General features: G+C 48.5%; 26 protein-coding genes and 1 other annotated feature. Of the genes, 13 read left to right on the top strand and 13 right to left on the bottom strand.

All coding sequences use genetic code 11. The features are described from left to right. Positions 1 to 368 precede the first annotated feature (368 nt). From EFER_RS08610 to EFER_RS08580, 7 genes are all read left to right on the top strand, one after another. Positions 369 to 1,016: a YchE family NAAT transporter gene (locus EFER_RS08610; protein ID WP_000616557.1), complete on the top strand. Its 648-nt coding sequence runs from the start codon at positions 369 to 371 to the stop codon at positions 1,014 to 1,016. Positions 1,017 to 1,875: 859 nt separating this feature from the next. Next, on the top strand, positions 1,876 to 3,507 hold the full coding sequence (gene oppA, locus EFER_RS08605; protein ID WP_000609319.1) for an oligopeptide ABC transporter substrate-binding protein OppA: 1,632 nt from the start codon (positions 1,876 to 1,878) through the stop codon (positions 3,505 to 3,507). A gap of 84 nt (positions 3,508 to 3,591) precedes the next feature. Next, positions 3,592 to 4,512 (top strand): oligopeptide ABC transporter permease OppB, encoded by a 921-nt coding sequence (gene oppB / locus EFER_RS08600; protein ID WP_000911078.1) that lies wholly within the window; start codon positions 3,592 to 3,594, stop codon positions 4,510 to 4,512. 14 nt (positions 4,513 to 4,526) lie between these two features. Next, the gene (gene oppC / locus EFER_RS08595) at positions 4,527 to 5,435 is read left to right on the top strand and encodes an oligopeptide ABC transporter permease OppC (RefSeq protein ID WP_000979647.1); all 909 of its coding nucleotides are present in this window, start codon (positions 4,527 to 4,529) and stop codon (positions 5,433 to 5,435) included. An 11-nt stretch (positions 5,436 to 5,446) separates the two neighbouring features. Beyond that, the gene (oppD, locus tag EFER_RS08590; protein ID WP_000110929.1) at positions 5,447 to 6,460 is read left to right on the top strand and encodes a murein tripeptide/oligopeptide ABC transporter ATP-binding protein OppD; all 1,014 of its coding nucleotides are present in this window, start codon (positions 5,447 to 5,449) and stop codon (positions 6,458 to 6,460) included. Further along, positions 6,457 to 7,461 (top strand): murein tripeptide/oligopeptide ABC transporter ATP-binding protein OppF, encoded by a 1,005-nt coding sequence (gene oppF / locus EFER_RS08585; RefSeq protein ID WP_000994660.1) that lies wholly within the window; start codon positions 6,457 to 6,459, stop codon positions 7,459 to 7,461. Before oppD ends, oppF begins: the two co-directional genes overlap by 4 nt. A gap of 50 nt (positions 7,462 to 7,511) precedes the next feature. Continuing rightward, positions 7,512 to 8,360: a potassium channel family protein gene (locus tag EFER_RS08580; protein WP_000919075.1), complete on the top strand. Its 849-nt coding sequence runs from the start codon at positions 7,512 to 7,514 to the stop codon at positions 8,358 to 8,360. A gap of 182 nt (positions 8,361 to 8,542) precedes the next feature. Here EFER_RS08580 and EFER_RS08575 read toward each other — a convergent pair whose 3' ends face one another. Together EFER_RS08575 and cls are read right to left on the bottom strand one after the other, a co-directional pair. After that, on the bottom strand, positions 8,543 to 8,872 hold the full coding sequence (locus EFER_RS08575) for an HI1450 family dsDNA-mimic protein (protein WP_000366965.1): 330 nt from the start codon (positions 8,870 to 8,872) through the stop codon (positions 8,543 to 8,545). 33 nt (positions 8,873 to 8,905) lie between these two features. Further along, positions 8,906 to 10,366 carry a cardiolipin synthase gene (gene cls, locus EFER_RS08570; RefSeq protein ID WP_000206880.1) on the bottom strand — a complete coding sequence of 487 codons (1,461 nt, stop codon included), beginning with the start codon at positions 10,364 to 10,366 and terminating at the stop codon, positions 8,906 to 8,908. A 141-nt stretch (positions 10,367 to 10,507) separates the two neighbouring features. Here cls and EFER_RS08565 point away from each other — a divergent pair, with 141 nt between their 5' ends. Continuing rightward, complete coding sequence (locus tag EFER_RS08565; protein ID WP_032242938.1) at positions 10,508 to 10,681, top strand: YciY family protein; 174 nt, start codon at positions 10,508 to 10,510, stop codon at positions 10,679 to 10,681. Positions 10,682 to 10,720: 39 nt separating this feature from the next. Here the strand turns inward: EFER_RS08565 and EFER_RS08560 are convergent, their stop codons facing one another. After that, positions 10,721 to 11,017: a YciI family protein gene (locus EFER_RS08560; protein WP_000967601.1), complete on the bottom strand. Its 297-nt coding sequence runs from the start codon at positions 11,015 to 11,017 to the stop codon at positions 10,721 to 10,723. A 223-nt stretch (positions 11,018 to 11,240) separates the two neighbouring features. Between EFER_RS08560 and tonB the strand changes: the two genes are divergently transcribed. Then, complete coding sequence (tonB, locus tag EFER_RS08555) at positions 11,241 to 11,966, top strand: TonB system transport protein TonB (protein WP_024256450.1); 726 nt, start codon at positions 11,241 to 11,243, stop codon at positions 11,964 to 11,966. Between the two features lie 44 nt (positions 11,967 to 12,010). Here the strand turns inward: tonB and yciA are convergent, their stop codons facing one another. The 4 genes from yciA to EFER_RS08535 all read right to left on the bottom strand — a co-directional run bounded on the left by yciA (position 12,011) and on the right by EFER_RS08535 (position 14,261). Next, complete coding sequence (gene yciA / locus EFER_RS08550; RefSeq protein WP_000214055.1) at positions 12,011 to 12,409, bottom strand: acyl-CoA thioester hydrolase YciA; 399 nt, start codon at positions 12,407 to 12,409, stop codon at positions 12,011 to 12,013. Positions 12,410 to 12,516: 107 nt separating this feature from the next. Further along, on the bottom strand, positions 12,517 to 13,056 hold the full coding sequence (locus EFER_RS08545) for a septation protein A (RefSeq protein WP_000808659.1): 540 nt from the start codon (positions 13,054 to 13,056) through the stop codon (positions 12,517 to 12,519). A 30-nt stretch (positions 13,057 to 13,086) separates the two neighbouring features. Then, positions 13,087 to 13,830 carry a YciC family protein gene (locus EFER_RS08540; RefSeq protein ID WP_000028520.1) on the bottom strand — a complete coding sequence of 248 codons (744 nt, stop codon included), beginning with the start codon at positions 13,828 to 13,830 and terminating at the stop codon, positions 13,087 to 13,089. Between the two features lie 26 nt (positions 13,831 to 13,856). Then, on the bottom strand, positions 13,857 to 14,261 hold the full coding sequence (locus EFER_RS08535) for a YkgJ family cysteine cluster protein (protein ID WP_002431519.1): 405 nt from the start codon (positions 14,259 to 14,261) through the stop codon (positions 13,857 to 13,859). A gap of 281 nt (positions 14,262 to 14,542) precedes the next feature. Between EFER_RS08535 and ompW the strand changes: the two genes are divergently transcribed. Then, entirely contained in the window at positions 14,543 to 15,196 is a 654-nt protein-coding gene (ompW, locus tag EFER_RS08530) for an outer membrane protein OmpW (protein ID WP_000737215.1), read from the top strand. 50 nt (positions 15,197 to 15,246) lie between these two features. Here the strand turns inward: ompW and trpA are convergent, their stop codons facing one another. The 6 genes from trpA to trpL form a co-directional block, all read right to left on the bottom strand. After that, positions 15,247 to 16,053 carry a tryptophan synthase subunit alpha gene (gene trpA, locus EFER_RS08525; protein ID WP_000443105.1) on the bottom strand — a complete coding sequence of 269 codons (807 nt, stop codon included), beginning with the start codon at positions 16,051 to 16,053 and terminating at the stop codon, positions 15,247 to 15,249. Further along, positions 16,053 to 17,246 carry a tryptophan synthase subunit beta gene (gene trpB, locus EFER_RS08520; protein WP_000209509.1) on the bottom strand — a complete coding sequence of 398 codons (1,194 nt, stop codon included), beginning with the start codon at positions 17,244 to 17,246 and terminating at the stop codon, positions 16,053 to 16,055. Before trpB ends, trpA begins: the two co-directional genes overlap by 1 nt. Positions 17,247 to 17,257: 11 nt before the next feature. Beyond that, entirely contained in the window at positions 17,258 to 18,619 is a 1,362-nt protein-coding gene (gene trpCF, locus EFER_RS08515; RefSeq protein WP_000983876.1) for a bifunctional indole-3-glycerol-phosphate synthase TrpC/phosphoribosylanthranilate isomerase TrpF, read from the bottom strand. Then, on the bottom strand, positions 18,620 to 20,215 hold the full coding sequence (gene trpD / locus EFER_RS08510) for a bifunctional anthranilate synthase glutamate amidotransferase component TrpG/anthranilate phosphoribosyltransferase TrpD (protein ID WP_000763524.1): 1,596 nt from the start codon (positions 20,213 to 20,215) through the stop codon (positions 18,620 to 18,622). It abuts the gene before it with no gap. Beyond that, a complete protein-coding gene (trpE, locus tag EFER_RS08505) occupies positions 20,215 to 21,777 on the bottom strand; it encodes an anthranilate synthase component I (RefSeq protein WP_001194573.1) in 1,563 nt (520 codons plus the stop codon). Before trpE ends, trpD begins: the two co-directional genes overlap by 1 nt. Before the next feature lie 21 nt (positions 21,778 to 21,798). Next, positions 21,799 to 21,892 (bottom strand) — a sequence feature (Trp leader region). Further along, positions 21,869 to 21,913, bottom strand: a complete 45-nt coding sequence (gene trpL, locus EFER_RS22955) for a trp operon leader peptide (protein ID WP_001700591.1) — start codon at positions 21,911 to 21,913, stop codon at positions 21,869 to 21,871. Its footprint overlaps the feature before it by 24 nt. A 136-nt stretch (positions 21,914 to 22,049) precedes the next feature. Between trpL and rnm the strand changes: the two genes are divergently transcribed. The 3 genes from rnm to EFER_RS08490 are packed head-to-tail and all read left to right on the top strand — an operon-like array spanning position 22,050 to position 25,471. Next, positions 22,050 to 22,931 (top strand): RNase RNM, encoded by an 882-nt coding sequence (rnm, locus tag EFER_RS08500; protein ID WP_015953439.1) that lies wholly within the window; start codon positions 22,050 to 22,052, stop codon positions 22,929 to 22,931. Continuing rightward, complete coding sequence (locus EFER_RS08495) at positions 22,928 to 23,548, top strand: L-threonylcarbamoyladenylate synthase (protein WP_001295575.1); 621 nt, start codon at positions 22,928 to 22,930, stop codon at positions 23,546 to 23,548. The genes rnm and EFER_RS08495 overlap by 4 nt, the downstream gene beginning before the upstream one ends. 27 nt (positions 23,549 to 23,575) lie before the next feature. Continuing rightward, positions 23,576 to 25,471 (top strand): DUF2207 domain-containing protein, encoded by a 1,896-nt coding sequence (locus EFER_RS08490; protein ID WP_015953438.1) that lies wholly within the window; start codon positions 23,576 to 23,578, stop codon positions 25,469 to 25,471. Positions 25,472 to 25,485: the final 14 nt, after the last annotated feature.

Here is a 25,485-nt window from a genome sequence, read left to right as displayed (position 1 = left end):
TTAACGTCGGCTTTTGCTGTGATTTACTAAAAGAGCTTATACGTTAGCGCCACTTAACTCTAACGCGTTATTTCAGGTGGCGTACGCAAGATTACTCACTTCTGGGTAGCGATTTCGTGATCTGAATCAAAAAATCTCAAAGCTGACACCTTTCAGCAAGCTCTGATAGCGCAAAACGTTAAGTGTTAATCAATTGTTGATGTGAATGCGTTATAAGTTAGCATAATTTATACATATGTATAACGCTGAAAAATGGGAGTTTATTTACGTATACCCAGGTGAAAAATGCTATAAAAAAGCGTATTGTCAGCGCGTTTATTTATTAGTACTACTTTTGACAACATGCGGCTGAGGCTTCGGAGCTAACCGTGATTCAAACTTTTTTCGACTTTCCCGTTTATTTTAAGTTTTTCATTGGGTTATTTGCACTTGTAAACCCGGTTGGGATTATTCCCGTCTTTATCAGCATGACCAGCTATCAGACAGCTGCTGCACGTAACAAAACAAACCTGACCGCCAATCTTTCCGTCGCGATCATTTTGTGGACTGCATTGTTTCTCGGTGATGGCATTTTGCAACTGTTTGGCATTTCCATTGATTCGTTCAGAATTGCCGGTGGAATCCTGGTGGTGACTATTGCCATGTCGATGATTAGCGGCAAATTGGGCGAAGACAAACAGAACAAACAGGAAAAATCAGAAACAGCTATTCGCGAAAGTGTGGGGGTAGTGCCGCTGGCATTACCACTGATGGCTGGCCCCGGTGCGATAAGTTCAACTATCGTTTGGGGCACACGTTATCATAGCATCATGTATTTTGTTGGTTTCTCGTTGGCGATCGCGATATTCGCCCTTTGCTGTTGGGGGCTATTCAGGATGGCACCCTGGTTAGTACGTGTTTTAGGGCAGACGGGAATCAACGTGATCACACGTATCATGGGGCTGTTGCTGATGGCTCTGGGTATTGAGTTTATTGTTACCGGGCTAAAGGCTATTTTCCCAGGGCTTCTTACTTAATACTTCAACCTAAAAAAACGGAGCGCTTTTAGCTCCGTTTCAGATCGTTTATAAAGTGGCATTGTTCAAGCCGGATGCGGCATGAATGCATTTACCAGCCTGGTAAGCGTCTTGCCCCGGGCATCTTACGTTTGTCATCAGTTTACTGACTCTTTTATGCTGATAAGTAACTCATGACATTTTTACATCATCATAAAAATTGATGTCTTCTTTAATTTTTCTTTCTCTCTGATTTATCAGAGAAATCCACGGATGCTTTCTTCCCGATATCTTAAATCTGATGTTATTTTTCCCACATTATTATCATGTGCTTGATGAAGCATAATTGAAATGATATTAGTAATTTTGCGGTTTATGTAGACGAACGTGCTAAAAAATAATCAGTTGTTAAATATATGTACATTGCCCATCCATTAGCTAAAGAAAACGACAAAGGCACTGTAATGTAGCCTAACCTGATGGTTTTAATTGATTTGTTGTGGATTTTGCTTGTTTTTTGTTCGTGAGTGTATTTAGAAAAAAGAGAATCGCATAACAAATCTGTAAAATGTATTAGCGATTAAGAGGCGCATTTGTTACTTTCCGCAAGTTATCAAACCATCATTTTTAAGTTGATGAGAATTATTTTCACTACGTTTTGAAGAATTAAAAAATGTGTTGCGGACAGGGTGACACATTTTGTATTGCAAAAGGGGAGAACGCAGAACTCTCCCTGAAATATAAGCAGATGTAATCTGTAAGAGCATGTAACTAAGCAAGAAATACCGGGCGGTACTCATCTCCTGAGCCGAGCTGGTTTATTACTGAATTAAACATGCTGGTACAAAACCAGTAATTATAACGAAGGAGCACATACACAATGATCAACATGACAAAGAAAAGCCTGGTGGCAGCCGCCGTCTTGACAGCGCTCATTGCGGGTAATACTGCCCTGGCTGCCGAGGTTCCGGCAGGTGTACAACTGGCAGAAAAGCAAACGCTGGTGCGAAATAACGGTTCTGAAGTGCAATCCCTTGATCCGCATAAAATTGAAGGTGTTCCTGAATCCAACATAAGCCGCGACCTGTTTGAAGGGCTGTTGGTCAGTGACCTTGAAGGGCACCCAGTCGCTGGGGTTGCAGAAAAATGGGACAATAAAGACTTTAAAGTTTGGACATTCCATCTACGCAAAAATGCTAAATGGTCTGATGGAACTCCGGTAACTGCACAGGATTTTGTTTATAGCTGGCAGCGTCTTGCTGATCCGAAAACAGCGTCACCTTATGCCAGTTATTTGCAATATGGTCATATCGCGAATGTTGATGACATTATCGCTGGTAAAAAAACAACATCTGAACTGGGTGTCAAAGCCATTGACGATAATACCTTTGAAGTTACGTTGAGCGAGCCAGTTCCTTATTTCTATAAACTGCTGGTTCACCCGTCTGTTTCTCCAGTACCTAAATCGGCAATTGAAAAATTTGGCGAAAAATGGACTCAGCCTGCCAATATCGTAACTAACGGTGCCTACAAACTGAAAGACTGGGTTGTCAACGAGCGTATGGTACTTGAGCGTAGCCCAACTTATTGGGATAACGATAAGACCATTATCAATCAAATCACTTACTTGCCGATTGCCTCTGAAGTTACAGATGTCAACCGTTACCGCAGTGGCGAAATCGACATGACTTATAACAACATGCCGATTGAACTGTTCCAGAAACTGAAAAAAGAGATCCCAAATGAAGTGCATGTCGATCCATATCTTTGCACTTACTACTATGAAATTAATAACCAGAAAGCTCCATTTAACGATGTTCGTGTACGTACCGCACTGAAACTGGCACTTGATCGCGATATTATCGTTAATAAAGTGAAAAACCAGGGCGACCTGCCAGCTTACAGCTACACTCCGCCTTATACCGATGGCGCAAAATTGGTTGAGCCAGAGTGGTTTGGTTGGTCTCAGGAAAAACGTAATGAAGAAGCCAAAAAACTGTTGGCAGAAGCCGGTTATACGTCAGAAAAACCGTTAACCTTCGATCTGTTGTATAACACCTCTGATTTACATAAAAAACTGGCTATCGCCGTAGCGTCTATCTGGAAGAAAAATCTGGGCGCTAACGTTAAGCTGGAAAATCAGGAGTGGAAAACTTTCCTTGATACCCGCCATCAGGGTACTTTTGATGTTGCACGCGCAGGCTGGTGTGCTGATTACAACGAACCCACATCTTTCCTGAATACTATGCTTTCCGATAGTTCAAATAACACCGCGCATTATAAGAGCCCGGCGTTTGACAAACTGATGGGAGAAACACTTAAAGCCACGAATGAGGCTCAGCGTACAGAGTTGTACGCTAAAGCAGAGCAGCAACTGGATAAAGATTCTGCCATTGTTCCGGTTTATTACTACGTCAACGCACGCCTGGTTAAACCATGGGTCGGCGGCTATACCGGTAAAGATCCGTTAGATAATACCTATACCAAAAATATGTACATTGTGAAGCACTAATGGCAATACGTGGAGCAGGTCATATCTGCTCCACGGTGTCTGTTTTTTTCGCATTTTTGAAGGCACAGGCCAAAAGGTACGGCAATGTTAAAATTTATTATACGTCGCTTTCTGGAAGCGATACCGACGCTATTTATACTCATTACCATTTCGTTTTTTATGATGCGCCTTGCACCAGGGAGTCCTTTCACTGGCGAGCGTACACTGCCGCCTGAAGTTATGGCGAATATTGAAGCGAAATATCACTTAAACGATCCGATCTCCACCCAGTACTTCAGCTACCTGAAACAGCTGGCACATGGCGATTTTGGACCATCCTTTAAATATAAAGATTACTCGGTCAACGATCTGCTGGCGACCAGTTTCCCGGTTTCGGCGAAATTAGGCGCAGCGGCATTTTTACTCGCCGTTATTCTTGGCGTTAGCGCGGGCGTTATTGCTGCGTTAAAACAAAACACCCGATGGGATTATATGGTTATGGGAGTGGCGATGACCGGGGTCGTTATCCCCAGTTTTGTTGTTGCCCCCTTATTGGTGATGATATTTGCGATTACGCTCCAGTGGTTGCCTGGCGGTGGCTGGAATGGTGGGGCTTTGAAATTTATGATTTTGCCAATGGTGGCATTATCGCTTGCCTATATCGCCAGCATCGCTCGTATTACGCGTGGCTCAATGATTGAAGTATTGCACTCTAACTTTATCCGTACTGCCAGGGCGAAGGGGTTACCAATGCGTCGGATTATATTCCGCCATGCATTGAAACCCGCTCTATTACCGGTGCTCTCCTATATGGGGCCTGCTTTTGTCGGCATCATCACTGGTTCTATGGTTATCGAAACCATTTACGGATTGCCAGGTATTGGTCAGCTTTTCGTCAATGGCGCACTTAACCGCGACTACTCGTTGGTGCTCAGTCTGACCATTTTGGTGGGAACGCTGACAATTGTATTTAACGCCATTGTCGATGTGCTGTATGCAGTTATCGACCCAAAAATTCGTTACTGATACTGGAGCCTGCGATGATGTTAAGTAAGAAAAACAGCGAGGCGCTGGAAAATTTCAGTGACAAGCTGGAAGTTGAAGGGCGTAGTCTATGGCAGGATGCGCGCCGTCGTTTTATGCACAACCGTGCTGCCGTCACCAGTCTTATTGTGTTGGTGATCATTGCGTTGTTTGTCACCCTGGCACCAATGCTTTCTCAGTTTACCTACTTTGATACCGACTGGGGAATGATGTCCAGTGCACCGGATATGGAATCTGGTCACTATTTTGGCACCGATTCCTCCGGACGTGATCTGCTGGTGCGCGTGGCAATTGGTGGGCGAATATCTCTGATGGTGGGGATAGCTGCAGCCCTGGTTGCAGTGCTCGTGGGTACATTATACGGTTCACTTTCAGGCTATCTCGGTGGCAAGGTGGATTCTGTCATGATGCGCCTGCTGGAAATCCTCAACTCCTTCCCATTTATGTTCTTTGTAATTTTATTGGTAACGTTCTTTGGGCAGAATATCCTGCTGATTTTTGTCGCGATCGGCATGGTTTCATGGCTGGATATGGCACGTATCGTCCGTGGACAGACTCTGAGCCTGAAACGAAAAGAGTTTATTGAAGCGGCGCAAGTCGGGGGCGTCTCTACCGCCAGTATTGTAATTCGCCACATCGTGCCAAATGTGTTGGGGGTAGTTGTGGTTTACGCTTCGCTGCTGGTGCCAAGCATGATCCTCTTTGAATCCTTCCTGAGTTTCCTTGGCCTCGGTACGCAAGAGCCGCTCAGTAGTTGGGGGGCGCTGCTCAGCGATGGTGCGAACTCCATGGAAGTGTCGCCGTGGTTGCTGCTGTTCCCGGCTGGCTTCCTGGTAGTGACACTATTTTGTTTCAACTTTATCGGCGATGGCTTACGTGATGCCCTCGATCCGAAAGACCGTTAAGGAGTGCAGCCATGAGCGTAATTGAAACCGCAACTGCGCCACTCGCGCAACAACAGGCTGATGCACTGCTGAACGTGAAAGATTTACGTGTCACCTTTAGTACGCCGGACGGTGATGTGACAGCAGTAAATGATCTCAACTTTTCCCTGCGCGCCGGTGAGACATTGGGGATTGTGGGGGAGTCTGGTTCCGGCAAATCACAAACCGCGTTCGCGCTAATGGGGTTACTGGCAGCGAACGGTCGTATCGGCGGAAGTGCAACCTTTAATGGGCGCCAGATCCTGAACTTACCAGAAAACGAGCTGAATAAGCTGCGTGCTGAACAGATATCAATGATTTTCCAGGACCCGATGACCTCGTTAAATCCTTATATGCGAGTCGGCGAGCAACTGATGGAAGTATTGATGCTGCATAAAGGGTTACGCAAAGCCGAAGCCTTTGAAGAATCGGTACGTATGCTTGATGCGGTAAAAATGCCAGAAGCACGTAAGCGGATGAAAATGTATCCCCATGAATTTTCTGGCGGAATGCGTCAGCGTGTGATGATAGCGATGGCACTGCTATGCAGACCAAAACTGTTGATTGCCGACGAACCAACCACCGCACTGGACGTGACCGTACAGGCACAAATCATGACCTTGTTAAATGAACTGAAAAGGGAATTTAACACAGCCATTATTATGATTACGCATGATCTCGGTGTGGTTGCCGGGATTTGTGACAAGGTACTGGTGATGTATGCCGGGCGCACGATGGAATATGGCAACGCTCGCGATGTCTTTTATCAACCCGTTCATCCTTATTCTATTGGTCTGCTTAATGCTGTACCGCGTCTGGATGCCGAAGGTGAGACGATGCTGACCATCCCCGGTAATCCGCCAAACCTGCTGCGTTTACCTAAAGGGTGCCCATTTCAGCCGCGTTGTCCACATGCGATGGAGATTTGTAGTAGCGCTCCGCCGTTAGAAGAATTCAGTCCTGGTCGCTTGCGTGCTTGTTATAAACCGGTGGAGGAACTTTTATGAATGCTGTAGCGGAAGGAAGAAAAGTTCTCCTCGAAATAGCTGATCTCAAAGTTCATTTTGATATCAAAGATGGCAAACAATGGTTCTGGCAACCGGCAAAAACACTAAAAGCCGTTGATGGGGTAACACTCAGACTGTATGAAGGGGAAACGCTGGGCGTCGTGGGTGAGTCTGGATGTGGAAAATCCACTTTTGCTCGCGCCATCATTGGCCTGGTTAAAGCGACAGATGGGCGTGTTGCCTGGTTAGGCAAAGAGTTACTGGGGATGAAACCTGATGAGTGGCGTGCGGTGCGCAGCGATATTCAGATGATCTTCCAGGACCCACTGGCCTCACTGAATCCGCGTATGACTATTGGCGAAATTATTGCCGAACCACTACGAACTTATCATCCGAAAATGCCACGTCAGGAAGTGCGCGAGCGGGTGAAAGGGATGATGCTGAAAGTGGGGTTGTTGCCTAATCTGATTAACCGCTATCCCCATGAGTTTTCAGGCGGTCAATGTCAGAGGATTGGTATTGCCCGGGCACTGATTCTCGAACCGAAGCTAATTATCTGTGACGAACCAGTGTCGGCGCTGGATGTGTCTATTCAGGCGCAAGTGGTTAATTTGCTGCAACAGTTGCAGCGGGAAATGGGGCTTTCTTTAATCTTCATTGCGCACGATTTGGCGGTGGTAAAACACATTTCTGATCGTGTGTTAGTGATGTATCTCGGACATGCTGTCGAACTGGGCACTTACGATGAGGTATATCACAACCCATTACATCCCTATACCAAAGCATTGATGTCGGCAGTGCCGATTCCTGATCCTGATCTGGAAAAGAATAAAACAATTCAGTTGTTGGAAGGGGAGCTGCCTTCACCAATTAATCCACCTTCTGGCTGTGTCTTCCGTACCCGTTGTCCGATTGCCGGACCGGAGTGCGCAAAAACGCGTCCAGTACTGGAGGGGAGTTTCCGACACGCTGTCTCTTGTCTGAAAGTAGACCCGTTATAAAGCGTCAAAGGGCTGGCAAATTGCTGGCCCTTTTTACAAGGGAGGTGCAGATGGCAGGCAGCATTTCAGGATATCGCCAACGGGTTTACCACTTTCTTTTTGATCAGCACCACAAATCTGGCAGACGTTGCGAAGCCTTGCTCGGTTTTCTGGCATTACTGAGCGTTATCGTTATTTTTATCGAATCCGGCGTTGGTACTGAATACCAGCTAACTTATGAACAATGGCATCTCTTTGTCTGGGCAGAGTTTTTTTTCACATTTATCTTTACTACTGAATATTTTCTGCGGGTATTAAGTTGGCCCAGTCCTGTTCGTTATGTATTCAGTTTTTGGGGATTTATTGATTTGGCGACAATCCTCCCGCTGTACGTTATGTGGTTATGGCCGGAGATTGGCCTTAATTATCTGTTTGCCTGGCGAGCGATGCGTGCAATAAGGGCGTTGAGGATATTACGTCTTTTACGATTTATGCCTGCATTAACCAGTTTGTGGCAGGCAATTATTAATGCCCGCCATCAGTTGGTTCTGTTCTATACCTTTATCGGCATTGTCATGATTGTTGCTGGTGCACTGATGTACGCCATTGAAGGGACAACCAACGGTTTTAATTCACTGGGTACGTCGGTGTATTGGGCAATCGTAACAGTAACTACGGTAGGGTATGGTGATATTACACCGCACACAGAAGCGGGAAGGTGGGTATCGTCGATTTTGATTTTGATTGGCTACTCAGTTATTGCCATCCCAACGGGGATCATCACTGCGCAACTTACCACTGAATTACAACAGAAAAGAAAACGGCGTCAATGTTGGCATTGCCATACGGCAGATCACGCTCTTGATGCAAAATATTGTCGCCTCTGTGGCGGTGAATTATTACCAGAGAAAGGCGAATAATAGGGGCTGATGACAAAGGCATAATTACCTGATGCGCTACGCCTTATCAGCCTACGTGAGCTCTGCAATATACTGAATTTACATGTTTCTGTAGCCTGGATAAGGCTTTCAAGCCGGGTCCGGCATGAACAAAGCGCATTTTGTCAACACTCTGAATGAGCAGCATATGCTGCTCATTGTCATTATTCACGCCAGAGGATATGGCAAAGTTTGTGATCTTTTTCGCGGCATAACAAAATGCGAGCAAAAATATCGTTGATTTCGCCATCTTCGCTATCGGCCAAACCAATCACGACTTCCGCAAAAAAGTCAGGGTTCAGGTCAAAATCGACATGTTCCTGCCAGTCTTCCGACGGATCAAATAATTCCGCGCCACCACGCTCCTCAAACTGTAAATTAAATAATAGAACATCTGCCGGGTCGAGATTATCGGCAGCAAGCTCGAGAAAAATATCATAAGCCTGCTCAAGCGTTTCATCTTCAGTCAGGCGATTGTTCAGATCCATATCCATAATGACTACCTGGTTAACTTCGTTTGGCACGTTTTACAGCAACGGGCTGAAGAAGTAAAACAATCGCTCTGCGACTCGCTGCCAGAGTGGTCGTTTTAACCACAACCGTTCATCAAGAAGCCGGGAACGGGAGATATAGTCATCCTGTACTGCGGCGAGATCAGCGCCGAATCCTTTGTCGTCAATGGCGAGTGTGATTTCAAAATTAAGCCACAAACTGCGCATATCCAGATTAACTGTACCGACAAGACTAAGCTCACCATCAACCAGTACGCTCTTGGTATGTAATAAACCACCTTCAAACTGGTAAATTTTAACTCCGGCTGCCAGCAATTCGGTGAAGAAAGCACGACTGGCCCAACCAACCAGCATAGAGTCATTTTTACGTGGCAGGATAATGCTGACGTCCACGCCACGCTGTGCAGCAGTACAAATTGCATGTAGCAAGTCATCACTGGGCACGAAGTAGGGTGTCGTCATAATTAAATATTCACGAGCTGAATATGTTGCAGTCAGCAAGGCCTGGTGAATCAAATCCTCCGGGAAGCCAGGGCCAGAAGCAATGGTGTGAATGGTATGACCGCTGGCTTGCTCAAATGGCATGATATTGACGTCAGGCGGCGGTGGCAGAATGCGTTTACCGGTTTCAATTTCCCAGTCGCAGGAATAAATCACGCCCATAGCTGTCGCGATGGGGCCTTCCATGCGCGCCATGACATCTACCCACTGGCCTACACCGGCATCTTGTTTAAAGAAGCGCGGATCGACCATATTCATGCTGCCAGTGTAAGCGATATAATTGTCGATCATGATCATTTTGCGGTGCTGGCGAAGGTCCATGCGTCGCAAAAAGACACGCATCAGGTTAACTTTCAGCGCCTCGACTACTTCAATACCTGCATTTCGCATCATGGCTGCCCATGGGCTACGGAAAAAAGCCACACTGCCAGCAGAATCAAGCATCAGTCGACAATGAATACCACGACGAGCTGCAGCCATTAATGACTCAGCGACTTTATCGGCCATGCCACCAGGCTGCCAGATATAAAACACCATCTCAATATTATGGCGGGCAAGCTGAATATCGCGGATTAGAGCTTGCATCACATCATCAGAATCGGTGAGCAGTTGTAATTGGTTACCTTTTACTCCTGCGATCCCCTGGCGACGTTCACACAACTTAAATAAAGAAGAAGCAACACTACTGTTCTCTTCTGCAAATATGTGCTTGCAGGATTTCAGGTCGTTAAGCCATTTTGCGGTTGAAGGCCACATCGCCCTGGCTCGTTCAGCACGGCGTTTACCTAAATGAAGTTCACCAAAAGAGAGATAAGCAATAATGCCCACCAGCGGCAGGATGTAGATAATCAGCAACCAGGCCATTGCGGAGGGAACTGCACGACGTTTCATTAGAATACGTAATGTTACGCCAGCGATGAGTAACCAGTATCCCAGAATGACCAGCCAACTCACCACCGTGTAGAAGGTTGTCATAGATTAAAAATCCTTTTGAAAGCGTATTGTTATGAGTTTACGCATAAGGATTCATCTGGCAAATAAAAACAGGGGAAATTAACTGGTTTGCTCATGATGTGGGGGTATAATAAGCACTCTGGTATTGTAAGAGTGATTAACATGAAGCGTAGTCGAACGGAAGTGGGACGCTGGCGGATGCAACGACAAGCGAGTCGTCGTAAAGCGCGTTGGCTTGAAGGGCAATCACGTCGCAATATGCGAATCCACTCCATCAGGAAGTGTCTACTCAATCATCAACGTAATTCGCTGTTGTTCGCGATATACGACATTTGATGACAAAGGGCACCGTTAACAGGTGCCCCTTCGAATTTATCAAAAGACTTTTTTATAAGGTTTCACCGACACCTGTGCGTAGACGCCTGCCGCAACGTACGGATCTGCATCTGCCCATGCCTGGGCTGCTTCCAGTGATTCAAATTCAGCAATAACTGTAGAGCCAGTAAAACCGGCTACACCAGGATCGTTGCTGTCTACAGCAGGCATTGGGCCTGCGGTTAGCAGACGGCCTTCATCATGTAAAACCTGTAAACGCGCCAGATGAGCAGGGCGCACAGACAGGCGCTTTTCCAGTGAATTGGCTTTATCTTGAGCGTAGATGACATATAGCACGGGTAGAGCTCCTTGGTCGGTAAAGTTGTGAAGTACGTTATTTGAAACATCTCACAACTGCAACGCAAAGATAGTGGATTTGTTACAACCATACCTTTAGAAAGGTTATTTTCGGATAAAAATGCCATTTCATCGTGCTCAGCTCTGTTGCCTTATTGAATATGATTGCTATTTGCATTTAAAATCAGGGCCTGGTTTTTTAACTGAAACGATTATGACTTCAATGACGCTTGATTTACCTCGTCGCTTTCCCTGGCCAGCGTTACTTTCGGTCTGCATTCACGGTGCACTTGTGGCGGGAATTCTTTATACCTCGGTACATCAGGTTATTGAGCTACCTGCGCCTGCGCAGCCTATTTCAGTAACAATGGTTGCACCAGCCGATCTGGAGCCGCCGCAGGCTGTACAACCGCCACCGCAACCCGTGGTTGAGCCGGAACCTGAACCGGAGCCAGAACCCATTCCTGAACCGCCAAAAGAAGCACCAGTGGTGATTGAGAAACCTAAACCGAAGCCTAAGCCAAAACCAAAGCCAGTGAAAAAGGTGCAGGAACAACCAAAGCGAGATGTACCACCAGCAGAACCTCGTGCGGCATCACCTTTTGATAATAACGCCGCTGCACGTCCGACTAGCAGTACTGCTACGGCAGCAAATGCCAGACCAGTGGCGAGTGTTGCGTCTGGACCTCGTGCGCTAAGTCGTAACTCGCCGCAGTATCCGAGACGAGCTCAGGCATTACGACTTGAAGGGCAGGTTAAAGTAAAGTTTGACGTAACGCCTGATGGTAGAGTAGATAATGTACAGATCCTCTCGGCCAAACCGGCAAATATGTTTGAAAAAGATGTAAAAACTGCAATGCGCAAATGGCGTTACGAACCCGGCAAACCGGGAAGTGGAATTGTGGTTAATATTTTGTTCCGGATGAATGGAGCAACCCAAATCCAATAATCAGCCATAAAAAACAAAAGCCTCCGGACAGGAGGCTTTTGCTATTACGGTACGGGCAGTGGTCGAGGTTTTCCATCGGGATCCACTGCAACATATTTAAACAACGCCTCAGTGGCTTTATAGCGCTGTCCAATCGGTTCGGAAGCGACTTTCTTCACCCAAACTTCAATATTAATGCTGACCGAAGTAGTGCCTTTATTAACACAGCGTGCGTAGCAGCACACCACATCACCGACCGCAACTGGACGTAAAAAAGTCATTCCTTCGACGCGAACAGTCACCACACGACCGTGCGCAATTTCTTTTGCCAGAATGGCGCCACCAATATCCATTTGTGACATTAACCAACCACCAAAAATATCACCGTTGGCATTGGTATCAGCTGGCATTGCCAGAGTGCGTAAAACCAGATCGCCCTGAGGGACGTTATTTGTTGTTGTCATGCTAGAACCGACTTAAAAGAAAGATTACAGGCGCGATGCTACTATGATTTGCGAAACGAGAACAGAGGTGAAAAGAAAGCGCCAGCCCTGCAGGACTGGCGCTTTGCTCAGGATTTATCGTCCTGAGGAAGATGGCGGTAGATATAAACACCGCTCAGCAGCGTAAAGATTAATGTTAATGCTGTCAGCCCAAAAACTTTGAAATTCACCCAAATGTTTTGTGGTAGCCAGAATGCAATGTAGATATTCGCCAGCCCACAGAGGATGAAAAATACGGCCCAGGCCAGATTTAGTTTCGACCAGACCGGTTGAGGTAGCGATAGTTCTTTACCCAACATACGTTGGATCAGTGGTTTTTTCATAACCCACTGGCTGACCAGCAAAGCACCAGCAAACAGAGCGTAAATCACTGTCACCTTCCATTTAATAAATTCATCATTATGGAAGAACAGTGTTAGTCCTCCGAAGACGACCACTAACACAAAGGTTATAAGGGCCATTTTTTCGACTTTGCGAAAACGCACCCAACTGTAGATCAACACTATAGCGGTGGCGACGATAAGCGCCGCAGTGGCCGCATAGATGTCATAAATCTTATAAAACGCGAAAAAAACAACCAGCGGTAGAAAATCAAGAAACTGCTTCATTTTACGATTCCGTAATCAAATACTTCAGGATTATTGGCGGATCAACATATACAGACGGAACAGATAAATGAGCAAAACGGCAGAAAAAAGATTGCTCAACGTGTTTGCCAGTATGGCGCCAACTTCCGGGGTTAATGCAGCGAATCGGGAGGCGAGCAATAACAATGCTGTTTTTGCCAGCAACCAACTGAGAACGGCCGGGGCGATAAGCCGCATATTTGCCCATGTTAGTCGAATACTGGAGCGCATTGAGGCGAAAACGCCCATTTTGTCCTGCACCAGCATGACAGGTGCAAGTGCCAGCACAATGGCCATCAAAATACCCGGTACAACCACAAACATAATGCCAATTTGTACCATAAGTGTGGTCAGGAAGATCAGAATAAACAACTTAGGCAGGATCGGGGCACTGGCACCAATAGCACGTAAAGCGCTAACGCGATGTCCCGCAGAAACCAACTGAATTAACAGTAACATGCCGCCTGCCAGAATAGCGTTACCGATTAATCCTGAAAAAGTAGAAGCTGCTGATGCCTGAACAAGGACTTGCTTCTGTTCCAGCGACATATTTTGCACAATCTCAAACAGCCCGGCGTTATCTGACAATGTCTCGACCTTATCTAACGATGCGAGCTGCGCTTCACTGGGTGAGAATACATGCCCAATTACCACGGTGATAAACGCACAAAGCAATGATACCAACAAGATGGTCATAAATTGATTGCGGAAAAAGTTTCCGGTGTCACGGTATACGGACTGCGCCGTGATAGACATGCACTCTCCTTGAGTTTTTGCAGGTGTTAATTAGCCGGCAATTGTACCCTGGTTAATGCCTCAGTGGCAGCATCTGCACTTGTATGGAAAGGCATATCTTTGTAAAGCAGTGGTAATCCGTACCATGCTCGGGCACGATTACAGGCCTCGTTGATTTCCCCTGCTTCGCCAGAAATGCTGAATTCCCGACAGGTTGAGGGTCTGTCTGGATAAATTTTGCAGCTCACCGATTCCCCAGGCGTTCCGTCAAGGGCAATGCAGCGGCAGGGTTTTTGCTTTGTTCCTGCCATACAACGCAAAAAAGGACTGACGGGCTCAGTCAATTCCACCGGAACGCAACCTCCAGCATCACTACCTTCAGCCCAGTAAAAAGAGACACGGAAAAAAGCACAACACGCTCCACACGACATACATGGATTAAGATCGCTCATGATTTCACCTGCAACAATGAAACGATTCATTAATAACGTGGGAAAATAAATTAGTCATCTCTTTCGGTAAGCGCAAGAGGGAAGCAAAAGAATATTTCCGTAAGGGGAATATATCGAATTTGATTTAAATCATTTTAACTAGGACTTGCAATGCAAGTTATAAATTAATCTGGATCAAAAAATGGTGAATTAACAAATGTAATGTGATCTATGTAGGATCATTTGTTACTCCAATGTGGGTATATTCGTCACGTTTTTATAACCATAACGACGGAGCGGATATGAAAAAGTTAACAGTGGCGGCTTTGGCAGTAACAACTCTTCTCTCTGGCAGTGCCTTTGCGCATGAAGCAGGCGAATTTTTTATGCGTGCTGGTTCGGCGACTGTGCGCCCGACAGAAGGTGCGGGCGGGACACTGGGAAGTCTGGGGGGATTTAGTGTAACTAATAACACTCAGTTGGGGCTGACCTTCACTTATATGGCGACCGATAACATTGGTGTGGAATTGCTGGCGGCATCGCCGTTTCGTCATAAGGTTGGCACAGCCACAACTGGAGATATTGCAACAGTCCACCATTTACCGCCAACGCTGATGGCACAATGGTATTTTGGCGATTCCGGCAGTAAATTCCGTCCTTACATTGGTGCGGGTATTAATTACACCACCTTTTTTAATAATGACTTCAATGACACCGGTGAAGGTCTTGGTTTATCCGACCTTAGTCTGAAAGATTCATGGGGTGTGGCAGGACAAGTCGGTGTGGATTACCTCATCAACCGTGACTGGCTGCTGAATATGTCGGTTTGGTACATGGATATCGATACCGATGTGAAATATAAATCCAACGGCGCAGTGCTGCCTGCAGGACGCTATTCTGACAACGTACGCCTCGACCCGTGGGTATTTATGTTCTCTGCAGGTTACCGCTTCTAATTTTTTACCATCAATAAACCGCCAGATGTTTTCTGGCGGTTTGCCTCGTACTAACTGCGCGTCGCTGCTTTCATCGGTTGTACAAAAGCTTTCAGTACCGCCAGCATTTTCTCTGGCTCATTAATATGTTGCTCGATGATTTTAACAATTGCCGAACCAGAAATCGCGCCCGCAGCTCCTGCATCAATCGCTGCTTTTACCTGATCCGGGGCGGAAATACCAAATCCTTGCAATGGAGGCGCAGCGTTGTACTCTTTCAGCTTCGCAACCAGATGATTGAGAGGTAACGCGGCGCGGTTTTCAGCTCCGGTCACGCCCGCACGCGACAATAAATAGGTGTAACCACGGCCATAAGAGGCAATCTGGCGCAGCAAATCCTCGTCGGCATTCGGCGGGCAAATAAAGATAGGTGCGACATTATGGCGCAACGCGGCCTGGCGGAAGGGCGCAGACTCTTCCACGGGCACATCGGCAACCAGCACCGAATCGACGCCGACCTTCTCGCACTGGGCGTAAAACTCATCAATGCCTTTGTTAAACACCAGATTGGCATACATCAGCAGGCCAATGGGAATGTTCGGGTGTTTCTGGCGAATCAGTCCCAGCATTTCAAAACATTGTGCCGGGGTCACACCTGCCGCAAAGGCACGCAGTGTGGCGTTTTGAATCGTCGGGCCATCCGCCAGTGGGTCGGAGAAGGGGATGCCTAACTCCAGCGCGTCAGCACCAGCTTCGATTAAAGCATCGATAATTTTCAACGACTGCTCAATGCCCGGATCACCGAGGGTGACGAAAGGAACAAATGCGCCTTCTTTGCGCTCCTTCAACCGGGCAAACAGAGTTTCATAGCGTTCCATCAGATTTCCCCTCGAGCTTTCAAAATATCGTGAACGGTGAAGATGTCTTTATCGCCGCGACCGGAAAGATTAACGACCAGCAGCTGCTCTTTTTCCGGGTTTTCGCGCATCATTTTCAGTGCGTGGGCCAGCGCGTGGGAGGATTCCAGCGCCGGAATAATCCCTTCGTGCAGGCACAGCGTTTTAAAGGCTTCCAGTGCTTCATCATCGGTGATTGACACGTAATCAGCGCGTCCAATGCTGTTGAGATAAGCGTGTTGTGGGCCGACTGACGGGAAATCCAGTCCGGCAGAAATCGAGTAAGACTCTTCAATTTGCCCGTCTTCGGTTTGCATCATTGGCGCTTTCATACCGAAATAGATGCCCACGCGACCATGTTTTAACGGTGCGCCGTGCTCGCCAGTTTCGATACCATGACCGCCTGGCTCTACACCAATCAGGCCGACGTCGGTTTCGTTGATGAAATCTGCAAACATGCCGATGGCATTCGAACCGCCGCCAACACAAGCGATGACGGCATCCGGCAGACGACCTTCTCTTTCCAGAATCTGTGCTTTGGTTTCTTCGCCAATCATCCGCTGAAACTCACGGACAATGGTCGGATAAGGATGTGGGCCAGCTGCGGTGCCCAGCATATAGTGCGCGGTTTCATAACTGCCGGACCAGTCGCGCAGCGCCTCGTTACAGGCATCTTTCAGCGTCGCAGAACCGCTATGCACCGGGATCACTTCCGCACCCATTAAACGCATACGAAAAACGTTAGGCGACTGGCGTTCAACGTCTTTGGCCCCCATATAAATACGGCATTTCAGGCCGAGCAGGGCGCTGGCAAGGGCCGACGCCACGCCATGCTGACCTGCACCGGTTTCGGCGATGATTTCGGTTTTACCCATCCGCTTCGCCAGCAAAGCCTGGCCCAGAACCTGGTTAGTTTTATGCGCGCCGCCGTGCAGCAAATCTTCACGCTTCAGATACAGCGTGGTGTTAGTGCCGGCTGTAATGTTCTGGCATTTGGTCAACGCGGTTGGGCGACCAGCATAGTTTTTCAGCAGGTCGTTAAACTGGGCCTGAAATTCAGGATCTTTTTGCGCGCTGACAAAAGCTTCTTCCAGCTGGCGCAGAGCAGGCATCAGGATTTGTGGCACGTACATGCCGCCAAACTCACCAAAATACGGGTTAAGTAATGTTGTCATTGTTCCTTTCCTTAATATGCGCGCAGCGTCTGGAAAACCGAGGCCAAAAGACGTGCGTCTTTGATGCCCGGTTGCGACTCTACAGCAGAATTAAAATCAAGCCCGGCGCAGCCGGTTTGTGCCGCTTCCACGCAGTTATCTGCGCCTAAGCCACCCGCCAGCAGAACGTTGCCAAGCGATTGACCGTTTAACAGTGACCAGTCGAAACGTTGTCCGCTCCCGCCCTGACCGTTGTCGAATACATATTTATCGATGTGCTGAAAATCGCGCGCGGGAAGAGTTTCACCGACACTTAAAGCCTTCCAGATGGCGACGTTTGCTGGCAGAGCCTCACGCAGCGTATCGATATACAGCTGATCTTCATTACCATGCAGTTGCACTGCCGCCAGCGATAACACCTTAGCTTTGTCCACCACATCGGCAATATCGTGATTGCGGAACACGCCAACGTATTGCAACGGTGCCGCAGCCATCACTTCCTGCGCCTGTTCAACGCTGACGCAACGCGGTGACGTTGTAACAAATATCAATCCACCGTAAATCGCGCCCGCGTCATAAGCTGCTTTAGCATCTTGCCCACGCGTCAGACCACACACTTTATTCTCACCCAGCAACACCCGGCGCACAGCGGCGTTCAAATCATCATGGGCCATTAGCGCCGAACCAATCAGAAAGCCGTTAGCGAAGTGGCTTAACTCACGCACCTGGGCGTAAGTATTGATGCCGGATTCGCTGATTACCGTCACGTTGTGCCCCAGTTTCGGCGCAAGCTCGCGGGTACGGTTAAGATCAATCGACAAATCACGCAGATCGCGGTTGTTGATGCCAACGACTTTTGCTCCCAATGCAATGGCGCGCTCCAGCTCCTCTTCATTACTGACTTCGGTCAGCACGCCCATCTCCAGACTGTGGGCTACAGCAGCGAGCTGGCGATACTGATCGTCGTCCAGCACCGACAGCATTAATAAACAGGCATCGGCCTGGTAATAGCGCGCCAGATAGATCTGGTAAGGGTCGATAATAAAGTCTTTACATAAAATCGGTTGCGGGGCGATTTGGCTGACGATGGGGAGGAAATCAAAGCGCCCCTGGAAATATTTCTCATCAGTCAGTACAGAAATTGCCGAAGCGTAATGCTTATAAATGGCGGCAATGCGTGCCGGATCGAAATCATCACGGATCACGCCTTTTGACGGCGACGCTTTCTTGCACTCCAGAATAAACGCCGTGCGTGCACCCTGTAGCGCATCATAAAAATGTCGCGTGCTCGGCTGAACCTTATTCTGAAAACTGGCCAGCGGTTGCTGCTGTTTGCGGGCTTCTACCCAAATCGCCTTGTCTGCGACGATTTTTGCTAAAACGGTTTGCATCATTTACCCTCGTGCCGCCAGTGCGGTGACTCTGTCGTAAGCGGAACCACTGCGCAGTACCTCAAGAACGGTTTGCGCATTGGCTTGCAGATCTTCATGGCCATGCAGGCGCATTAACATGGCGACATTCGCCGCGACGGCTGCTTCATGGGCGGCGTCGCCTTTACCTTGTAACAAGCGTGTTAAAATGTCACGGTTTTCTTCCGGTGTTCCGCCTGCCAGTTGCTCCTGATGGTAGGGTGTCAGGCCAAAATCTTCAGCGGTCAACTGATAGCTCTTAATTTCGCCGTCATGCAGTTCGGCAACGATTGTCGGCGCGTGTAATGAAACTTCATCCATCCCCCCGCTGTGCACCACCGCTGCGCGTTGATACCCCAGCACGCGCAAAGTTTCGGCAATTGGCAGCACCAGTTCCGGGCTGTAGACACCAATTAGCGCCAGCGGCGGATGCGCCGGGTTAATCAGTGGCCCCAGCACGTTGAACAGGGTGCGGGTTTTCAGTTGCTGGCGAACCGGCATCGCATGGCGAAATCCGGTGTGATATTTCGGCGCAAAGAGGAAACAGACGCCTAACTCATCCAGCGCCTGGCGCGATTTATCGGCGTTCATATCAAGATTAATACCGAATGCCGCCAGCAGATCCGACGAGCCGGATTTACTGGAGACGCTGCGGTTACCGTGTTTCGCCACTTTCAGCCCACAGGCCGCGGCGACAAACGCACTGGCGGTAGAAATATTGATACTGTTGCTGCCGTCACCGCCGGTGCCGACGATATCGGCAAACAGATAATCAGGGCGTGGGAACGGCGCGGCATTTTCCAGTAGCGCCGTTGCTGCTCCGGCGATTTCGTTTGGGTGCTCGCCGCGAATTTTCATGCTGACCAATGCAGCCGCCAGTTGTTCCGGTTTCAGCTCGCCACGCACCACCGCTGAAAACAGCTGGTGGCTTTCTTGTTGGCTAAGCGTCTGCGCCTGATACAGTTTTTCCAGAATTGGTTGTAGCGTATTAGTCGGCTCCAGTTTCTGTTGTGCCCAGGCCAGCGTTTGTTCCAGCAGGCGAGCCCCCTGGGTGGTGAGAATGGATTCCGGATGGAACTGGAATCCGCAAACACGATCCGCATCATGACGCACCGCCATCACCATGCCGTTAAAATGGGCATTGATGGTTAAACCTGCCGGAATGTTACTGCCAACCAACGAGTGATAACGCGCTACCGGCAATGGATTTGTTAATCCGGCAAACATCGCCTGACCGTCATGTTCAATGCTCGACGCTTTACCGTGAAGAATTTCGCCCGCCTGACCGACATAGCCCCCGTAAGCTTCGACAATCGCCTGATGTCCGAGGCAAATGCCAATAATTGGCAGCTTGCCACGCAAACGGGTGAGGAGTTCCGGCATACAACCCGCTTCACTCGGCACTCCGGGGCCAGGAGAAAGCATCAGCACCGGATTGCTCATGGTCGCAAGACGTTCAATTAAGGTTTGCGCCGGAATATGGTTGCGGTAAATCACCACGTTATGCCCATTGCTGCGCAACTGATCTGCCAGGTTATAAGTAAAAGAGTCGATATTATCGAGCAGCAGAATGTCAGCCATCAGAAAGTCTCCTGTGCATGATGCGCGGTGGCGATAGCGCGCAGTACAGCGCGGGCTTTATTACGGGTTTCGTCGGCTTCCGACTGCGGAACAGAATCAAGGACTACGCCAGCACCGGCTTGCACGGTGGCGATACCGTTTTCCACCAGCGCCGAACGGATGACAATGCAGGTGTCGAGATCGCCGTGCGCGGTGAAATAACCTACTGCACCGCCATAGCTGCCGCGGCGGCGACCTTCAGCCTCGGCAATTAACTGCATGGCGCGCACTTTCGGGGCACCGCTTAACGTACCCATGTTCATACAGGCGCGGTAAGCGTGCAGGGCGTCAAGATCGTGGCGCAGCTCACCGACCACGCGGGAGACGAGATGCATCACGTAAGAGTAACGGTCAACTTTGGTGAGATCGGCTACGTAGCGGCTGCCAGGAGTGCAAATGCGTGCCAGATCATTACGGGCGAGATCCACCAGCATCAGATGTTCAGAAAGCTCTTTATGGTCGGTACGCATCTCCAGTTCAATGCGGCTGTCGAGGTCTTTGTCCAGTGAACCATCGGCGCGACGTCCTCGTGGGCGTGTTCCGGCAATCGGGTAGATCTCAATCTGGCGGCTGGAGGCGTCAAACTTGAGCGAACTTTCCGGTGACGCGCCGAACAGGGTGAAATCATTATCCTGCATAAAAAACATGTACGGGCTGGGATTACTCTTTTTCAGCACGTAATAGGCCGCCAGCGATGACGGGCAGGGCAGTGAGAAACGGCGAGATGGTACGACCTGGAAAATTTCTCCGGCGCGAATCGCTTTTTGCAACGAACGCACTACGCCACCGAACTCTTCATCGCTCTGATTACATTCACAATGCATATGCGGCACGGAAACTACCGGCAGCGGTGGCGCGGTTTCGGTCAGTTGCTGGCGAAGTTCGTTCAGGCGAGCAGTGAGACGTTGTTTTTCTTCTTCATTTTGACCAAACAGGCTGGCCTGAATACGGGTACTTTTTTTCTGATGATCGATAACCATCAGCGTTTCAGCGAGATAAAAACAGAAATCAGGGCAGTTATTTTCCGCTGCCAGTTGCGGTAAATCTTCAAATCCCGCCACAAGGTCATAAGAGAACAGGCCGCCAAAGAACATCGCTTCCCGTTCTTCCTTCGGTACATTCAACAGATTCTGTAATAAGCGGAAAGCGTCAAAAACCGAAAGGGAGCATAAGCGGGCGTCTTCATCCAACAGTGGACTGACCGGGGGGAAGCGCAGTACGCGGCATTGTGGCGATTGCTCATTATCGACCCCAGCGGGCAGGGCGTTATCCAGTAGTGTCAACAGGGCTTCGCCATTGCCGGAGAGCGCCTTAATTGTGACAGTGTCACCTAATGCCGTAATGCGCAGCGCACTGTCCACTAGCAATAGACTTTTTAAATCATCTTTGCTGTCGATATCTGCGGATTCCAGCAGCAGCGTTGCCGGACGATCCCCACACAACTGGTGAAAAAGCGCGGTCGGATTATCGCGATAAGCACCTTCGCAGGTTAACAGTTCGAGAGTCGGTTTTTGTGTTTGCATTGTTATTCTCTAATTTTGTTCAAAAAAAAGCCCGCTCATTAGGCGGGCTGGGTATCTGGTTGCTTTACGCATGGTGAATACACTGCCCGTTTCAGGAAGTGCGCCACCAACCTTTCAGTACGAAAATCGCTTTCATTGTCGATACCCTTTTTACGTGAACTTGCGTACTAGTTAACTAGTTCAATGATTAATTGTCAACAGCTCATTTCAGAATATTTGCCAGAACCGTTATGATGTCGGCGCAAAAACATTATCCAAAACGGGAGTGCGCCTTGAGCGACACGAATTACGCAGTGATTTATGACCTGCACAGCCATACCACAGCTTCCGATGGCTGCCTGACGCCAGAAGCATTGGTGCACCGTGCAGTCGAGATGCGCGTCGGCACCCTGGCGATCACCGACCATGACACCACAGCGGCAATCGCGCCAGCAAGAGAAGAAATTTCACGTTCAGGACTGGCACTGAATCTTATTCCTGGCGTGGAAATATCCACCGTCTGGGAAAATCATGAAATTCATATTGTCGGGCTGAATATTGATATTACTCATCCGCTAATGTGTGAGTTCCTCGCGCAGCAGACAGAACGGCGCAATCAGCGGGCGAAGTTAATTGCCGAAAGACTGGAAAAATCGCAAATACCTGGGGCGCTGGAAGGCGCGCAACGACTGGTGCAGGGCGGCGCGGTGACGCGCGGTCATTTTGCGCGTTTCTTGGTTGAATGTGGCAAAGCCAGTTCAATAGCGGATGTCTTTAAAAAATATCTGGCACGCGGGAAAACCGGATACGTTCCACCACAGTGGTGTACAATAGAACAAGCTATTGATGTCATTCATCATTCTGGCGGTAAGGCGGTGCTTGCTCATCCTGGGCGGTACAATCTTAGTGCTAAATGGCTGAAAAGATTGGTTGCGCATTTTGCCGAACACCACGGCGACGCGATGGAAGTCGCGCAGTGCCAGCAATCGCCCAATGAACGCACCCAACTGGCGACGCTTGCCCGCCAGCACCATTTATGGGCATCACAAGGATCTGATTTTCATCAGCCATGCCCGTGGATCGAACTGGGTCGTAAACTCTGGCTGCCCGCAGGCGTTGAAGGCGTCTGGCAGCTATGGGAACAGCCGCAGAACACCACAGAGAGGGAATTATGAGCCAGTTTTTTTATATTCATCCTGATAACCCGCAGCAACGTCTGATCAACCAGGCGGTGGAGATCGTGCGTAAAGGCGGGGTGATTGTTTATCCAACTGATTCCGGCTATGCGCTGGGCTGTAAAATTGAAGATAAAAACGCCATGGAGCGTATTTGTCGTATTCGCCAGCTGCCGGACGGTCACAACTTTACCCTGATGTGTCGCGATCTTTCTGAACTCTCGACCTATTCATTTGTCGATAACGTTGCGTTTCGTTTGATGAAAAACAATACGCCGGGTAACTACACTTTCATCCTGAAAGGGACGAAGGAAGTGCCACGCCGTCTGTTGCAGGAAAAACGCAAAACCATCGGTATGCGTGTGCCTTCTAACCCGATTGCGCAGGCGTTGCTTGAAGCATTGGGCGAACCGATGCTTTCCACATCACTGATGCTACCTGGCAGCGAATTTACCGAGTCTGATCCGGAAGAAATTAAAGACCGTCTGGAAAAACAGGTGGATTTGATTATTCACGGCGGCTATCTCGGGCAGAAACCGACAACGGTTATTGATCTCACCGATGATACGCCGGTCGTGGTGCGTGAAGGCGTAGGTGATGTAAAGCCTTTCTTATAACAAATTGCGTTCCACGGATGGAAGACTATGGCAGGGAAGTTTCGCTGCATTTTGCTGTTGATAGTTGGGCTTTTTTTCTCTTCGTTGAGTTATCCGAAAAACACGGAGATCCCTTCTTATGAAGAAGGGATCTCGCTTTTTGATGTTGAAGCCACCCTGCAACCGGATGGGGTGCTCGACATCAAAGAGAACATTCATTTTCAGGCGCGAAATCAGCAGATTAAGCACGGATTTTATCGTGATTTACCACGACTATGGATGCAGCCTGATGGGGACGCAGCACTGCTGAACTATCGTATTGTTGGCGTCACCCGTGACGGCGTTCCTGAACCCTGGCATCTTGACTGGCATATCGGGTTAATGAGCATTGTCGTGGGCGATAAACAACGTTTCTTGCCTCAAGGCGACTATCATTATCAAATTCATTATCAGGTTAAAAATGCTTTCCTGCGTGAGGGGGATTCTGATCTGCTAATCTGGAACGTGACCGGTAACAACTGGCCGTTTGAAATTTATAAGACCCGATTTTCTCTCCAGTTCTCTAATATTGCGGGTAATCCATTTAGCGAAATCGATCTCTTTACCGGAGAAGAGGGCGACACATATCGAAATGGCCGCATCCTTGAGGACGGAAGAATTGAATCCCGCGATCCGTTTTATCGTGAAGATTTCACGGTCCTCTACCGCTGGCCTCACGCTTTACTTGGTAATGCCCCGGCACCACAAACGACGAATATTTTCAGCCATCTTCTTTTACCCTCTACGTCATCGTTGTTAATTTGGTTTCCGTGTCTGTTCCTGGCGTGTGGATGGTTATATCTCTGGAAGCGCAGGCCGCAATTTACGCCGGTAGATGTGATTGAAACCGATGTCATTCCGCCAGATTACACGCCCGGAATGTTACGTCTCGATGCGAAGCTGGTTTACGACGATAAAGGTTTTTGTGCCGATATTGTAAATCTGATTGTGAAAGGAAAAATTCATCTGGAAGATCAGTATGACAAAAATCAGCAAACCCTGATCTGTGTTAATGAAGGTGCGACCAGAAATAATGCGGTATTACTGCCCGCAGAGCAGTTATTACTGGAAACGTTATTTCGTAAAGGTGACAAGGTCGTTCTTACGGGGGGGCGTAACAGAGTCTTACGCAGTGCATTTTTACGGATGCAGAAATTTTATCTGCCGCGTAAAAAGTCTTCGTTTTACCGACCTGATGCGTTTTTGCAATGGGGCGGAATGGCAATATTGGCGGTCATTCTCTACGGTAACCTGAGTCCCGTAGGCTGGGCAGGAATGAGTCTGGTAGGCGATATGTTTATTATGATCTGCTGGCTTCTTCCTTTCTTATTTTGTTCCCTTGATCTTTTGTTTGCACGCGATGATGACAAGCCTTGCGTAAATCGTGTAATCATCACTTTGTTTTTACCACTGATTTGTTCAGGTGTGGCTTTTTACTCTCTCTACATCAATGTCGGAGATGTATTCTTTTACTGGTATATGCCTGCGGGTTATTTTAGCGCTGTTTTCCTGACCGGTTATCTCACTGGCATGGGGTATATTTTTCTGCCAAAGTTTACCCAAACTGGGCAGCAACGTTATGCCCACGGTGAAGCTATCGTTAACTATCTTGCGCGTAAAGAGGCAGCAACACACAGTGGGCGGCGGAGGAAAGGGGAAACACGGAAACTGGATTACGCTTTGTTAGGTTGGGCGGTCTCGGCAAACCTTGGCAGAGAATGGGCAGCACGTATCACCCCATCACTCACAGCGGCTGTTCGCGCTCCGGAAATTGCCCGTAGTGGCGTTTTGTTCTCATTACAGATGCACCTGAGTCTGGGGGCCAATACCAGTTTGTTGGGGCGAAGCTATTCCGGTGGTGGTGCTGGCGGCGGTGCGGGTGGCGGAGGCGGTGGTGGCTGGTAATAAAGCTTATGTTA

The sequence above is a fragment of the Escherichia fergusonii ATCC 35469 genome, from assembly GCF_000026225.1.
Lineage (GTDB): Bacteria > Pseudomonadota > Gammaproteobacteria > Enterobacterales > Enterobacteriaceae > Escherichia > Escherichia fergusonii.
This window is presented reverse-complemented; position numbering and strand designations above follow the sequence as displayed.